Consider the following 14,089-nt stretch of genomic DNA (forward strand, 5'->3'; position numbering starts at 1 on the left):
TGGTGGTTAAATGGTTGTGTTTGGTTTTATTCGCATAATCCACATATCGTCGTCATACGAAGCGTTTAGTTTGGTGTAATAAGAGGTTAGGGCGTTGTTCCAGGTTTCGTGTTTCTTTAAATACACATATCTATTTTTGTCCTGTGGACTAATAAAATAGCTGGCATGCAAGCCCCTTGAATTCAGCTCTTTAACAAATGCTTTTGCACTTGAGGAGTTTTCAAAAACGTTGGCAATGATGTAGTATCCCTCTGGTAGGCCATCACCAGATTGAGTTCTAATAACTACATGGCGACTTCCGTTAGAGCTTCCTGTTACATTTTTGGACAATAGATTGCTTCCGTATTTGGAGTTACGTTTATTGATTTCTCCAGAATATCCGGCGATTTGAGAATTACTTCCGTTAACGTTCATTACCCATGCATCACCTTGGTATTTGCCATCCATTTTGGTGTGGTAAGCTTCTATAGCATCGTTTTTGTTGCTGAAGTCGCCAATGTATACGTAGTTAAGACCGTTTTTAGGATTTTGAAAATAGTCTGCATCAATCCCTTGAGCTCTAAGCTTATCTATAAAGGCGTTGAGGTTGTTGGTGTCCCTAAATACGTTAGCAATCAAATAATGACCGCTTTCCACATTGGGTACGGCATGTGATTTGAACCCAGCTTTTTTACTTTTGGCAGGCCTATAGGTATTATCCTTTTTTGCATTGGAATTGGATGCATAAGTTGCACCGGTATTGGCCTTGGTTTGGTTGATCTTGATTACCTTTTTAGTGGAGGTATTGTTGGATAAACCATGATTGGCCAAAGGTTGCTTTCTTCTGGTCACTATATTCGAACTATCCATGTTGGCAAAGTAAACTTCCTTGGCTTTTTGCTCCAAGGCAGGGTTTTGACCTCGGGTTTCGCGCTGAACCATTTTCATTACGGTCTCAAAGCGTCTTTCCAAATCTTCTTTACGTGTTGATTCTATGGAATCTTGGCGCATTAACAATTCGTCTAAAATGGCATCGTTTTCGGCCAGTTTATCTTGTAACTGCGCAATTTCAAGGTCTTTATCGCTAATGTTTAAACTGTCTTGTGGTACATCTTCATCATTGGAAACCAGTTCTTCGCCCTCTTTCTCCAACATTACACGATCCTCGGTAAGATTTGGTGTAAAGGAATAGGCCAATGAAATTTCGTGGGTAACCCCAAAGTTTTCGAATTCGTTAGACAATCCTTTTTCCACAGTATAACCTAGGGAGATGTTTTTGGTAAGGTTGAAACCCAGTCCCGCGGAAGCTCCGTAAAAATCATCATAACCGGCTTGAACCCAACCTAATTTAGGTAGGTCAAGAATTAAATTTCCACCTAGGGTAATGTCTTGTTCGCCCACTTTCCGTACTCTGGCCAAAGGCATTAAGCGAGCACTTTCCATAATCCCAGAACCGTTTTCAAACTGATGGGTATATTGTAGGTGCCCAGAATAGGTTTTTTCATTAAAATCGGTTACTGATTCACTGGTTTTCAGGTTGTAATCGAAAAGATTTTCTGCAAAACCACCGATATCGAATTTACCTATGGAGAAGTTGAAACCAGGTTGAAAGCTTACAAGGGAACTGCTTTCCAAAGTGTTTAAAAAAGGATCTACCTCAACAGAGTTTACCCTATCCTGATTAAATGCACTTTGATAGTAACTTACATTGGCCCCAAAGGTGAATGTACTTTTTGGACTCAAACGAACACCGTAGGCATAATTGGCGTGGACACCAAAGTTGTTGAAAAGACCCTCTCTATTTGTAAACAAGCTAAGACCAACACCACTTCTATCACTTACTCTACCACTATAACTCAAGAAGTAAACCTGGTTGTTGTCGTCAAAAGATACTGACTGGTTTCTGTGAAACAGGTTGATGTACGATTTGTCTTCCCTTACCGTGGAAAACGTTGGGTTCAACAAGAACCTATTAAATTTTAAAAGGTTTTGGGAAGGTACATTATATGGCACATACGCTTCTCCTTCTTGTCCCCTCATTCCGGAGAAGGCAAGTAGCAAGATAGTAAGTAGTAGTAGAGGTTTTTTGGTCTGCATTTCTGCTTATTTAATAACAGTGATGGTTCCTTGTTTTAGGCTTTTGCCACCACGTGTAATCTTGTAATAGAAAATCATGTTTTGTCTATTGAAAGATGTGGTGGACTGAGGCCAATTGTTTTCATAGCCAGCTTGGCTAAATACTTGTTCTCCCCGCTCATTAAAAATGGTGACAAGAACATTTGGGTCTCTGGAATATGTGTTTGGCAACACCCATAGGTCGTTGATACCATCGCCATTTGTTGTAATAACATTTGGTATGGCGAACATATCCCTATAGGTTACGGTGATTACTCTGCTAACTGTACAAGTTCCAAAGGTTGCAATCAGCAGGTATTCCCCTTCTTCATTAAAGTCGTAATAACTGCTTGAAGAAATTAGGTTGTTTCCGGCATCATACCATTCATAAGAACCGGCACCACTAGCCGTAAGGGTTTTAGTTTCTCCCTCAATGATGATGAGGTCTTGGGTTTTATCCAATACTAATAACGATTCATCAAACTCTGTAATTGTAATTTCATTGGAAACCAATGGACATTCGTTGGTAGTGATTACCAATTGATATACACCCGTTTCGCTAACAGTTAAGCTTTCAGATGATGAACTAACCACGGCGCCATCTTTTTTCCATTCAAATGATTCATTAGTAAGGTCAGTGGCACTGCTAAGGACTATTGCCTCTCCTCCTTCACATAGGACCGTGCCATTTGTTGTTATTGTCAAGGTTTCGTTAGAAGCAAGTCTTACCTGCAAACTGTTGGAAGTTGAATCAAATGTGTCCAATGAGCCAAACAGGGAGTAGTTTCCATTACCCTCTTGACTTGATATTGTTATGGTCTTTGAGTTTTCTCCAGGTATATCTGCTCCATTTAGTTTCCACTGATAGTTAAATGAACTCTGCAAATCCCCGGTTACATCTGTAGTGGCTCCATTTTCGCTTACAGCATTGATTGTAGTAAGACTCAAGGTAGCATCTGTGCTTTCACAAGAGGTATATGAACTTACATAATCCACTACAAACTCAAAGGAATCGGGGGAAACAACAGTTGTTGTTGCAGAAGTCATCGGGGCCGGTGTACATGGACCTCCGTTTTCAGTAACTTCAACGTAGTATTCCCCTACTTCATTAATATCTAATGTGTTGTTTGTTGCATCGGTAATGGCAGAACCATCTTTGAACCATTGGTAGGAGGCACTTGTTGCCGTTGTGGCAACGGATAACGTTTTTGATTGTGAAGGAAGCAATACAATGCTTTCTGCGTTGTTTAATGTTATTTCATAAGAACCTGAACTTGAAACTGTTACAGGTGCCGACAATTCTTTACAAACTCCGGCTCCATCAACCTCTACCTCATATGAACCTTCGAAACCAGTAATGCCTGCATCAACGGTGTAAGTACTTCCATCAACAGTAGGGCCACTTATTATTGTGCCATCCTTGTACCAAGTATATGTTAAACCCATCCCTGTAATATTAGCCTCGAGGAGATACGTTTCTCCAGGGCAAACTTCAATATTGCTTGCGCCATTGATGGCTAATCCGGAACTTGTTCCTGTAGTTATTTCAATTGTGTTGGAGAGTGTATTTGCCGAACCTGAACAATCTCCATAATCGAGTTCCACGTAGTACATGCCTGAATCGGAAACGGTGATGCTTTCCGATTTTTCTGCTAGTAACGTTCCACTACGGTACCAATTATATATATATGTATCGGCATTTGGGATATTGTGGGGTTTTAAGGTTACCGAACCTCCTCCACATATTTGTATTTGACCTCCAGAGGGTATGCTCCCACTACCATTTTCGCTAATCAGCAATGGTGAATTGTAGTCAATAAAGTACATAGAAAAAGCCTCTGAGGCTGGACTCGTCTTGGCCGGACTTGTACTTCTAACCCTCATTTTAAAGTTGGCGCCCCTCATGTCTTCGGGAAGCTCAAACTGGAATTCAAAATCGAAAGTAGTGTTCTTATCTGTTACTACAGCAAGTTCTGTTGGATCTGCGAAATATCCGTCGCTATCGGACAATTCTAAGATAAACTTGTTATCTCCACCCACCATTGGCGGATCCCAAGTGAAGTTTACAAAATATTCGTTGAAGCCAGAGGATGCACAAACAGCTGTCCATGCAGAGTTCCCTGCAAGGTTAGGGTTGTCGGCTGGTACGGGCTGGTTCAGCACTTGAGCTTGGGAACTGAATGTACCAAGCAGCACAAAAGCCAAGGCCAGAACTAGAATGCTATACGTTGAATTACTTTTTTTCATCACCGTTAGTATTTAAGAGGTTATGGGCTTAATAGCCCTGTTAGTTTGTGCCCCTTAATTGTAATTCGTTCAAAAAGACGTTGTTCAGGCGTCTCTTTTTCATATAGCATTCCAATAACAAATATGTCTCTAATTTCGACGAATGGAAAGATATTGTTGTAGGCTATACCAAAAGTGTTGTGAAATCGCCTACTTTGTATACACAGAAGCTTGAAAAATAGCTATCAACTGGGGATTTTACTACATTTGCCCATCAAATAATTGGTATGTCAGAAGAAGCTAGATCGCTCAATTTTATAGAACACATTGTAGAGGAGGACCTTACAAAGGGTTATTCTCAGGAGGACTTGAGATTCCGTTTTCCTCCAGAACCGAACGGTTATTTGCACATAGGACACGCAAGCTCCATTTGTCTAAACTTTGGATTAGGACTGAGATATAATGCCCCGGTAAACCTACGTTTTGATGATACCAATCCTGCAAAAGAGGAAAAAGAGTATGTTGAGGCCATTAAAAGTGATGTTGAATGGCTTGGTTTTAAGTGGGATAGGGAATGTTATGCTTCAGACTACTTTCAACAATTGTATGATTGGGCCGTAGAACTCATAAAAAATGGTAAAGCCTATGTGGATAGCCAATCTTCAGAAGAAATAGCTAACCAAAAAGGGACACCAACAGAACCTGGAAAGGAAAGTCCCTACAGAGATCGCTCCATTGAGGAGAATTTGAAGCTTTTTAAAGGGATGAAAGAAGGGGAGTTTAAGGACGGAGAACATGTGTTGAGGGCTAAAATTGATATGGCTTCCTCCAACATGTTGATGCGTGATCCTATAATGTATCGCGTTTTGCATAAAGCACACCATCGCACAAATACCAATTGGTGTATTTATCCCATGTATGATTGGACTCATGGGGAAAGTGATTACATAGAACAAGTCTCTCATTCCTTGTGTACCTTGGAGTTCTTGCCTCATAGAGAATTGTATGATTGGTTTTTAGACCAAGTGGTATCTTCTGATAAATTACGTCCAAAACAACGTGAATTCGCCCGTAGGAACCTGAGCCATACCGTTGTGAGCAAGCGTAAATTGCTTCAATTGGTTGAAAAAAATGTTGTTGAAGGTTGGGACGACCCTAGAATGCCAACAATTTCTGGATTGCGAAGAAGAGGATTCACCCCAGAGTCCATTAGAAATTTTGCTGATACAATTGGAATTGCGAAACGAGAAAATGTTGTGGACGTTTCTTTGTTGGATTTCCATGTTAGGGAGCACCTTAATAGGATTGCGCCGCGTGTAATGGGCGTACTTAATCCTTTGAAGGTTGTGCTTACCAATTATAAGGAAGGTCAAGAAGAATGGTTGGATGCAGAAAACAACCCTGAGGATGAATCTGCTGGAAGTCGAAAAGTTCCTTTCTCACGTGAACTTTATATTGAACAAGAGGATTTTAGGGAAGAGGCCAATAGAAAGTTTTTTAGGCTTAAGCTTGGTGGTGAGGTCCGTTTAAAAAATGGGTACATCATTAAAGCAGAAAGCTGTACCAAAGATGATGACGGAAACATTACTGAGGTACAATGTACGTACGACCCAAAAAGTAAAAGTGGTTCGGGAACAGAGGAAAGTTTGCGAAAAGTAAAAGGAACACTACATTGGGTTTCCATTTCACACGCAATTACCGCCGAGGTTAGATTGTACGATCGATTGTTTTCTGACCCTACTCCTGACAGTCATAAGGATAAAGATTTTATGGATTTTGTCAATCCAGATTCTTTGGAGAAAGTGACAGGTTATTTGGAGCCGAGTTTGAAAGACTCTCAAATTGGAGACCAGGTTCAATTTCAACGGTTAGGTTATTTTAATGTAGACAAAGATTCTACCCCTGAAAAATTGGTGTTTAACCGAACGGTTACCTTAAGGGATACTTGGGCCAAATTAGAGCAAAAAAACTAGTATAACTTTTTCTTATTCAATTTTAAATTTTTATTGGAGATTCTTATTAAACAAGGGCTCTTCAGGGCCGTTATCCCCACACTTTTTATTCTTCAGGACTCAGAACAGGGTGTTGCCTGTAAAATGCTGTGAAAAGGAATAAATCGCAATATTTCTTCAAATTTTAGCTAACGCGTCAAGGTTTAGAGCGATTGGATCGATCATTGCGTTAATCCTCCCTTACATTTGAGTAAATCGATTGGGTCATGTAGCCTTGGCTATTCATTTACAACCTTTTTGATTTTTCACTGAAGTTTAATTACAAACAAAAATATTATGTCAAATAACACTGGAAACGTATTAACCGCATTATTAACTGGAGCAGTTGTTGGAGCCGGAGTCGGAATTCTTTATGCACCGGATAAAGGAAAAAAGACAAGAAAGAAAATCAAGAAAAGTGCTGTTAAAGCTAAAGATGATATATCTCAAAGCTTGACCAATGCCAAAGAAGAATTCAGTAAAAGTGCTGATGCAAAAAAAGTAGAGTTTGAGGAAAAACTTGAAGACACACTATCTAACATGAGTTATAAGGCCGATGATATTTTAGTAGCCTTGGAGAAAAAGCTTGAAGATTTAAGAGAAAAGAACGCTCAACTACAGAAGTAATAAATGGCTTTCGAAGAAATTAAAGAACAGATAAATCATGTGGAGGAAGGAGTAAGGTCCTATGTAAAAAACAGTTTGGACATTTATAAGCTCCAAAGTTTTCGTTCTATGATGAAGGGCATAAACATGGCCACCAAGGTTCTTATTATTGGCGGAATTGCATCTATCGCCTTACTGTTTCTTTCATTGAGCGCTGCTTTTTGGTTAGGTACAATGCTTGGAAATACGGCGGAAGGCTTTTTAATTGTAGGAGGTTTTTATGTACTGACAGGTATAATACTCTTTATGTTGCGAAGCAAAATTGAAAAGCCACTCTTAAAAAAGTTTTCTAAATTTTATTTTGATGAACTATGATTCAAACACAATACACATCATTTAAAGAGATTGACCGCGACCTTAAAATTTTGAAATTGCAAAGACAAATTGAAGAGGAAAAGGTAAAGCTGGCAGTCCAAAACACCAAAGAGGAACTATATCCAAGCAATATTCTTGGTAGTCTGGCGCCTTTGCTTCAAAAAGTTGCAATTTCATTAATTGCAAAAAAATTGCTTAAGAAACTAGATTAGTTTATCGACCTCAAGCTAATTTAACGTAAAAAGGCTCCTTTTTTAAGGAGCCTTTTTATTATCGGTTTTTAGTTTAAGCCTCAGAATCCTTTTCATTCTGCTTACGTCTCATGGCTTCACCAATTTGGTTACTTGCTGTAAAGGAGGCCACCATATTGTTCAACATATCGCTACCAGCTTGTGGAGAGTTAGGCAACAAAATTAAATTTGTATCTGTTTCTTCACCAATGGCTTGCAAGGTGTCATAGTGTTGAGTAACCACAATCAGGGCCGAAGCTTCTTGGGAATTAATACCAACTTTGTTCAAAACTTCTACAGATTCTTCCAGACCACGTGCAATTTCCCTACGCTGATCTGCAATACCTTGTCCTTGTAACCTTTTGCTCTCAGCTTCAGCCTTTGCTTTTTCTACAATCAGGATTCGTTGTGCATCACCTTCAAATTGGGCCGCAATTTTTTCCCTCTCTGAAGCATTAATGCGGTTCATGGCCGCTTTGACTTGCGCATCAGGATCAATATCCGTAACCAGTGTTTTAATGATGTCAAAACCATAATCCAACATGGCATCTTGTAACTCGGATTTGACCGCTATGGCTATATCGTCCTTTTTTACAAACACATCGTCCAGTTTCATTTTCGGAACTTCGGCACGGACCACATCAAAAACATAAGAGGTAATCTGATCGTGCGGATATTCCAATTGGTAGAATGCTTCATAAACCTTCTCGCGAATAACCACATATTGCACGGATACTTTGAGTTTAACGAATACATCGTCCAAAGTTTTGGTCTCAACGATTACATCAAGCTGCTGAATTTTAAGACTTAAACGACCAGCGATACGATCAACAATCGGAATTTTCATTTGCAGACCGGAATTTCGAATACTGTGGAACCGACCAAAGCGTTCAACCGCAACAGCCGTCTGTTGTTTTACAATAAAAAAGAACTTGAATAGGATAACGAGTGCTACAAACGCAATCGGTATAAAAAGATAGTTGCCCATAGTGTTTAGGTTTTATGTTAGAAATGGAAATTACAAAACTTGACTATAGTATTAGTAGTCAATTGTCAAATAATGTTACAATTCTAAAGCTGGGCAATCGCTGTATTGATTCGGCTTATACTTTCTTCTTTCCCAATTAATTCCATAATATCAAACAAATGTGGTCCCTTCATATCCCCAACAATAACTAAACGTAGTGGGGGCATTACTTTTCCAAAGGAAAGCTCGTTTTCCGAAATCCACCCTTTCACTTTTTCCTCTATGTTGGAAGATTCAAAGTCATCAATGTTTTCCAAGATAGTGCAAACACCCCCCATAATTTCAGGTGTACCTTCTTTCCATTGTTTTTTAACGGCTTTTTCGTTGTAAGAAGAAGGTGCTTCGAAGAAATAGTCGGATAAACCCCAAAAGTCCTTGACAAAAGTGGCACGTTCTTTTATGGCCGATACTACCTTTTCTATGTAATCAGGCTCTGCAGAAACCTCTTCTTTTTTGAGTTCGGCAGCAAACATTGTGGCAAGTTCAACATCGCTTTTTCTTTGAAGCCATTGCTGATTATACCAATTGTTTTTTTCTGGGTCAAAACGGGCACCGGATTTGTTCACTCTTTCCAAGGTAAAGGTTTCCACTAAGTCTTTGAGACTGAAAATTTCCTGCTCTGTACCTGGGTTCCACCCCAACAACGCCAAGAAGTTGACAACGGCTTCTGGGAAAAAGCCAGCTTCACGATAGCCTTCGGATTGGTTCCACGTGAGAGGAAAAACAGGAAATCCCCCCTTTTCACCATCACGTTTGCTTAATTTTCCTTTACCAACAGGCTTCATAATCAATGGTAGGTGGGCAAACTCTGGCGCATCCCATCCAAAGGCATCATAGAGTAAGGTATGCAACGCAAGAGAAGGCAACCATTCTTCACCACGGATAACGTGGGTAATTTGCATTTGGTGATCATCCACAATATTGGCCAAGTGGTAGGTAGGCATCCCATCACTTTTAAAAAGCACTTTATCATCAAGGATATTGGTGTCTATTTTTATTTCGCCACGGATGATGTCATTTAATTTCAGCTCTTCATTTTCAGGAGACTTAAAACGAATTACATAATCTTTGCCCGCAGCTATTTTTTCTTTCACTTGTTCGTTGGAAAGTGAAAGGGAGTTGGTCAACTTTAAGCGATTGTGCCAATTGTATATAAATGTTTTTCCTTTGGCCTCATGATCTTTTCTATGCTGATCTAACGTTTCAGCGGAATCAAAAGCGTAATAGGCTTTGCCTTTTTCTATTAGTTTTAGCGCATAGGCTTTATACAATTGTTTGCGCTCACTTTGTCGGTATGGTCCAAAATCACCTTCTTTTCCAGGTCCTTCATCAAACGGAATTCCACACCAGTTTAAGGCTTCGATGATATATTCTTCTGTACCTTCAACAAAACGGTTTTGATCGGTATCTTCAATACGAAGTACAAAATCACCACCATTTTTCTTAGCAAACAAATAGTTGAACAAGGCGGTACGCAGACCACCAATATGTAATGGCCCGGTTGGGCTGGGTGCAAATCGAACTCGTACTTTTTGACTCATAATAGGGTTTGATTAGGTGGCAAAGATACATTGCCGCCAATGAACAGGAAAGCATTTAGCAGCTGTCTTTTGTATGGCTCCTTCGGTGGATAGATCAAGGTTTAACAAATTTTTTCTACTGATTTCCAGCGGATCGGGTAATTTGGTAATAATTATACTCCATTTTGAACGCATATCAGAACATAATAGCGAAGCTAGAACGGTTTATCAAACGGTTTTACACGAAACAATTGATAAAAGGAATCTTTCTGTTTTTGACGCTTGGCACTTTATTTTGGATGGCCATTACATATTTTGAATATGTTTTATGGTTGAGTGAGTCGTGGAGACTTACCCTGTTCATCCTGTTTCTTGTGGTAGAACTGTATCTTTTATATCGGTACATCGCTGTTCCGGTATTATATCTATTTAAAATTCGTGACGGAATCGATAAAAGAGCTGCTTCGCAACTGATTGGAAAGCATTTTCCAAATGTGGATGACAAGCTTCTTAATCTATTGGAGTTGTCCGAGAACCAAGAGAAGTCCGATTTGTTGATGGCCAGTATTGAACAACGTGCATCAAATTTGGGACCTGTTCCTTTTGCTGAAGCTGTTAATTTCAAGGACAGTTATAAGTATGCGAAGTACATTTTGATACCTGTGGTCTTGTTTGCCTTTATCTGGATTACTGGGGATGTTGTTTCTTTCTTCAATTCACACCAGAGGGTGATGCATTACGATATGGCGTACGAGCGGCCAGCACCTTTTTCTTTCCAGATGATGAATAAAAAGCTGGAGGTTTTGGACAATCAATCGCTGACGATTCAGGTAAAAACCGTTGGGGAAGTTCGCCCCGACAATGTCCAGATGATTGTTAATGGAGAGGAATTGTTGATGCAGCGAAGAGGGGAGTTTTACGAATATAGATTTGAAGCACCAGTTCCAGAAACATCTTTTTATTTGACAGCCAATGGGTGGAACTCCAGAAGCTATTCTATAAATAGTTATAGAACACCAACTTTAGTGGATTTCGCTTTGGAGTTGGAATACCCAAAGTACCTTAATTTGATACCCGAGGTAATAACGGGAACTGGAAATGCCGAAGTCCCAGAAGGCACAAAAGTGACCTGGAAAATTCAAGGTAATCATGTCGATGAGATAAAAATGATTGCTGCTGATTCGTCACTTTTATTCAATAGGGAGGACAATGTTTTTTCTAATTCGAAACGTCTTTTTAATGATTTTGATTATGAACTCAGCACATCGAACGAGCGGGTTCAAGGTTTTGAAAAGTTGGCTTACCATCTAAATGTCATTAAGGACGCCAAGGCAACCGTGCAGGTAGATCAAGTACTCGATTCATTAAATCCCAATCAGTCCTATTTCACAGGTCAAGCTGTCGATGATCACGGGTTGAAGGAAATACGCTTGGTCAGTTATCCTTCGGATGATGTTAACAATGTTCAACGAATTTCACTGGAAGCACCGAACACAAATGTGTATCAGTTTTATTATACATTTCCGTCAGGTTTAAACCTTCAGCCAGGCAAAAAGTATAAACTTTATTTTGAAGTGGTTGATAATGATGGTGTTAGAGGTGGAAAGGTTACGAAAAGTGCGGTGTTCAATGCATCTTTATATGATGATAATGAGTTGAATAACAAGGAATTAGAGTTTCAAAACTCTACTTTGAACAAAATGGGAGAATCGCTAAAGAACTTAAAACAGCAAGAAGAAACACTTTCCGAAATCAATAATATTCAGAAGGAAGAAAAGTCCCTTAGTTTTGAAGATAAGAGTCAGATAAAAAACTTTTTACAGCAGCAGAAGATGCAAGAAGAGCTGATGAAGAAGTTTAGTAAAGACTTGAATAAAAGTATCGATAAAAATGCTGAAGATTCTGAAATGAAGAAGATGCTTCAGGAACGTTTGGAGCGACAGGAAGCCGAGGCAAAAAAGAATGCGGAGTTGTTGGAAGAACTAAACAAGATTGCGGATAAAATTGACAAGGAAGATCTCCAAAAGCGTTTGGAAGAGCTAGGTAAAAACCAAGGAAAAAATACCCGTAATCTTGAACAAATTTTAGAATTGACCAAACGGTACTATGTTACGGAAAAGGCTTCACAAATCTCAAAGGAGTTGGAGGAATTGGCGGACAAACAAGAGGAGTTGTCTAATGCTGATCTTAAGGAGGATAGTGAAGAGGAACAGGGAAAACTTAACGAAGAGTTCGATAGCCTAGAAGAGGAAATCCGGGAGCTAGAAAAGGAGAATGAGCAACTTCAGAAACCTTTGGATCTTGACACCAAAAAAAACAAGACGGATGGTGTAAAAAAAGACCAAAAGGAGGCTTTGAATGCAATCAAGAAGCATCAGGGTGCAGAGGAATCTTCGCAATCAAAAGAGAAGAAAGAGGCTAGAAATAATGCTTCTAAAAAACAAAAATCTGCCGCGCAGAAGATGAGAGAAATGAGCCAATCTATGAGATCAAGTTCAATGGGAGGTGGTGAAACTGATGCAGAGGATGCAGAGATGTTACGTCAGATTCTTGATAATTTGGTTACTTTTTCATTCAAACAAGAGAACCTTTTTGATAACATTCAAAGCGCTGATGTAGACATTTCCCAGTTCTCACGAACGGTTAAGGATCAACAAAACCTGAGGAGGTTGTTCGAGCACGTTGATGATAGTTTGTTTGCGCTTTCATTACGTAGGGCAGAGTTATCGGAGTTTGTAAATGAACAAATTACCGAGGTCTATTATAACATTGATAAATCTTTGGAGAGTATTGCTGAGAATCAAATTTACCAAGGGGCATCTTACCAACAGTATGTAATAAATTCCACGAATGCGTTGGCAGATTTTTTGGCCAACATTTTAGATAATATGCAGCAGAATATGGGCCCTGGTCAAGGACAGGGTGAGGGTCAGGATTTTCAACTTCCTGATATCATTAAAGGACAAAAGGGTATTCAAGAAAAGATGAATAGCGCGGGTCAAAAGGGTAAACAGTCTCAAGGTCAAGGAGAAAAACAAGGCGAGAATGAAGGTGGTCAGCAAGAGGGAGAAAAAGGAAATATGGGAGAAGGAGAGAATGGTGAGCAAGGAAAGGATGGAGAGGAACAGGGCGGCCAAAAGGGAGGTCAGAATCAAAATGGTTCTCAATCTGGTGGTAATGGATTAGGAGAAATGGACCTTAATGAGGTGTATGAGATTTATAAAGAGCAACAGTTTTTGCGTGAGAATTTGGAGAAGCAGTTGGAGGACATGATGCGTGTTTCTGATAAGAATTTGGCCAAAAAGCTCGTTCAACAAATGGAGGATTTTGAGAATGATCTATTAGAAAATGGTATCACGGAACGCACGCGAAACAAAGCCAATAACATTCAACACCAATTGATGAAGTTGGAAAATGCATCGATGGAACAGGGAGAAAAAAAGGAACGCGAAAGCAATACTAACCAAAATCAATTCAGCAATCCTATCACCACGAAACCGGAACTACTTCAAAATTACCAGAATAGCATTGAAATATTAAATAGACAAGCTTTACCTTTGCGGCAAAATTTTGAGAAGAAAGTAAAGGTTTATTTCGATAATGATTGAGTTTCATTTTAAAAGTGAATTGGTAATCCAAAATAAATCCGACTATGTCGATTGGATAAATAGGATTATAGTTTCTGAAGGTTTTTCCGCCGGACAGATAGATTATATTTTTTGCTCCGACGATTACCTTTTAGAGCTGAACAAAGAATATTTAAATCACGATACTCTTACTGACATCATCACCTTTGATTATAGGGATGGCAACACTATTTCGGGAGATATTTTTATATCTACGGACAGGGTTGAAGATAATGCCAAGAAGTATGATGTAGCGTTCTCAAATGAATTAAGGAGAGTAATGTGTCATGGGGTTCTTCATTTGGCTGGATTTGGAGACAAGTCCAATAAGGAGAAGAGAATAATGAGAGAAAAGGAAGAGGAAAAAATTAAAATGTTCCACGTGGAACCATAG

General features: G+C 39.4%; 10 protein-coding genes. 6 read left to right on the top strand and 4 right to left on the bottom strand.

What is annotated here, in order from left to right:
- Window positions 1-6: 6 nt before the first annotated feature.
- Both D2V08_RS06215 and D2V08_RS06220 read right to left on the bottom strand, forming a co-directional pair.
- A complete protein-coding gene (locus tag D2V08_RS06215) occupies window positions 7-2,076 on the bottom strand; it encodes a PorP/SprF family type IX secretion system membrane protein (RefSeq protein WP_119607188.1) in 2,070 nt (689 codons plus the stop codon).
- A 6-nt stretch (window positions 2,077-2,082) separates the two neighbouring features.
- Window positions 2,083-4,341 carry a T9SS type B sorting domain-containing protein gene (locus D2V08_RS06220; RefSeq protein ID WP_119607189.1) on the bottom strand — a complete coding sequence of 753 codons (2,259 nt, stop codon included), beginning with the start codon at window positions 4,339-4,341 and terminating at the stop codon, window positions 2,083-2,085.
- Window positions 4,342-4,607: 266 nt separating this feature from the next.
- Here D2V08_RS06220 and D2V08_RS06225 point away from each other — a divergent pair, with 266 nt between their 5' ends.
- From D2V08_RS06225 to D2V08_RS06240, 4 genes are all read left to right on the top strand, one after another.
- A complete protein-coding gene (locus D2V08_RS06225) occupies window positions 4,608-6,293 on the top strand; it encodes a glutamine--tRNA ligase/YqeY domain fusion protein (RefSeq protein WP_119607190.1) in 1,686 nt (561 codons plus the stop codon).
- Between the two features lie 315 nt (window positions 6,294-6,608).
- Complete coding sequence (locus D2V08_RS06230) at window positions 6,609-6,938, top strand: YtxH domain-containing protein (RefSeq protein ID WP_119607191.1); 330 nt, start codon at window positions 6,609-6,611, stop codon at window positions 6,936-6,938.
- A gap of 3 nt (window positions 6,939-6,941) precedes the next feature.
- On the top strand, window positions 6,942-7,292 hold the full coding sequence (locus D2V08_RS06235) for a hypothetical protein (RefSeq protein WP_119607192.1): 351 nt from the start codon (window positions 6,942-6,944) through the stop codon (window positions 7,290-7,292).
- Window positions 7,289-7,504 (top strand): DUF6327 family protein, encoded by a 216-nt coding sequence (locus D2V08_RS06240; RefSeq protein WP_119607193.1) that lies wholly within the window; start codon window positions 7,289-7,291, stop codon window positions 7,502-7,504. Before D2V08_RS06235 ends, D2V08_RS06240 begins: the two co-directional genes overlap by 4 nt.
- Before the next feature lie 73 nt (window positions 7,505-7,577).
- Here the strand turns inward: D2V08_RS06240 and D2V08_RS06245 are convergent, their stop codons facing one another.
- Together D2V08_RS06245 and gltX are read right to left on the bottom strand one after the other, a co-directional pair.
- Window positions 7,578-8,510, bottom strand: a complete 933-nt coding sequence (locus tag D2V08_RS06245; RefSeq protein ID WP_119607194.1) for an SPFH domain-containing protein — start codon at window positions 8,508-8,510, stop codon at window positions 7,578-7,580.
- An 83-nt stretch (window positions 8,511-8,593) separates the two neighbouring features.
- Window positions 8,594-10,090, bottom strand: a complete 1,497-nt coding sequence (gene gltX / locus D2V08_RS06250; protein WP_119607195.1) for a glutamate--tRNA ligase — start codon at window positions 10,088-10,090, stop codon at window positions 8,594-8,596.
- 164 nt (window positions 10,091-10,254) lie between these two features.
- On the opposite strand from gltX, the gene D2V08_RS06255 reads away from it, so the two are divergent.
- On the top strand, window positions 10,255-13,677 hold the full coding sequence (locus D2V08_RS06255; protein WP_119607196.1) for a coiled-coil domain-containing protein: 3,423 nt from the start codon (window positions 10,255-10,257) through the stop codon (window positions 13,675-13,677).
- Window positions 13,670-14,089 carry an rRNA maturation RNase YbeY gene (gene ybeY / locus D2V08_RS06260; protein ID WP_119607197.1) on the top strand — a complete coding sequence of 140 codons (420 nt, stop codon included), beginning with the start codon at window positions 13,670-13,672 and terminating at the stop codon, window positions 14,087-14,089. The genes D2V08_RS06255 and ybeY overlap by 8 nt, the downstream gene beginning before the upstream one ends.

The sequence above is a fragment of the Flagellimonas lutimaris genome, from assembly GCF_003581615.1.
In the GTDB taxonomy this organism is placed as follows: Bacteria; Bacteroidota; Bacteroidia; order Flavobacteriales; family Flavobacteriaceae; genus Flagellimonas; species Flagellimonas lutimaris.

Coding starts and splice junctions, on each gene's coding strand:
- D2V08_RS06225 (WP_119607190.1), top strand. CDS start 4,608: ATGTCAGAAGAAGCTAGATCGCTCAATTTTATAGAACACATTGTAGAG.
- D2V08_RS06230 (WP_119607191.1), top strand. CDS start 6,609: ATGTCAAATAACACTGGAAACGTATTAACCGCATTATTAACTGGAGCA.
- D2V08_RS06215 (WP_119607188.1), bottom strand. CDS start 2,076: ATGCAGACCAAAAAACCTCTACTACTACTTACTATCTTGCTACTTGCC.
- ybeY (WP_119607197.1), top strand. CDS start 13,670: ATGATTGAGTTTCATTTTAAAAGTGAATTGGTAATCCAAAATAAATCC.
- D2V08_RS06245 (WP_119607194.1), bottom strand. CDS start 8,510: ATGGGCAACTATCTTTTTATACCGATTGCGTTTGTAGCACTCGTTATC.
- D2V08_RS06240 (WP_119607193.1), top strand. CDS start 7,289: ATGATTCAAACACAATACACATCATTTAAAGAGATTGACCGCGACCTT.
- gltX (WP_119607195.1), bottom strand. CDS start 10,090: ATGAGTCAAAAAGTACGAGTTCGATTTGCACCCAGCCCAACCGGGCCA.
- D2V08_RS06220 (WP_119607189.1), bottom strand. CDS start 4,341: ATGAAAAAAAGTAATTCAACGTATAGCATTCTAGTTCTGGCCTTGGCT.
- D2V08_RS06235 (WP_119607192.1), top strand. CDS start 6,942: ATGGCTTTCGAAGAAATTAAAGAACAGATAAATCATGTGGAGGAAGGA.